Below are 425 nucleotides of genomic sequence, written 5' to 3' on the forward strand. Positions count from 1 at the left end.
GTCTTGAGAACCGGCTCGCCACCATCGACGGTGACGCCGACGCCGCCTGACCGGTGGCTTCGGACTCGCCCGGATAGTCCCATTCGGGGCATCTCCCACGTCGATATCCTCCAGGGATGTCCCTTCGTCAGTACGTCTACTTCGCCTTGTTCAGCGAGCGCACCTCCGCACACGAGATGACCTCGCAGCTGGGGATCAGTCCTGACGAGGTGTCCGTCCGGGGCAGCCGCTTCACCAAGCCGACGGTGAATCCGGTCAGCCACTGCTGGACGATCGTCTGCCGACGGCCACATCTTCGCGTCGACGAGCAGATCGCCCGCACCCTCGACAGGCTCCGACCGCATACAAGCCACATAGCCGAAGCTGCCGGCCGTCTGGCTGCCGATGGCGGCGGAGCGGTGCTGCAAGTCGTGCGCTACTTCAAC

General features: G+C 64.9%; 1 protein-coding gene. It reads left to right on the plus strand.

Annotation, left to right across the window (positions count from 1 at the left end; translation table 11 throughout):
* Positions 1-116: 116 nt before the first annotated feature.
* The coding region (locus tag CCN51_RS51430; RefSeq protein WP_086861255.1) for a DUF4279 domain-containing protein at positions 117-425 on the plus strand (309 nt) is incomplete at its 3' end.

Source organism: Streptomyces milbemycinicus (assembly GCF_002154605.1).
In the GTDB taxonomy this organism is placed as follows: Bacteria; Actinomycetota; Actinomycetes; order Streptomycetales; family Streptomycetaceae; genus Streptomyces; species Streptomyces milbemycinicus.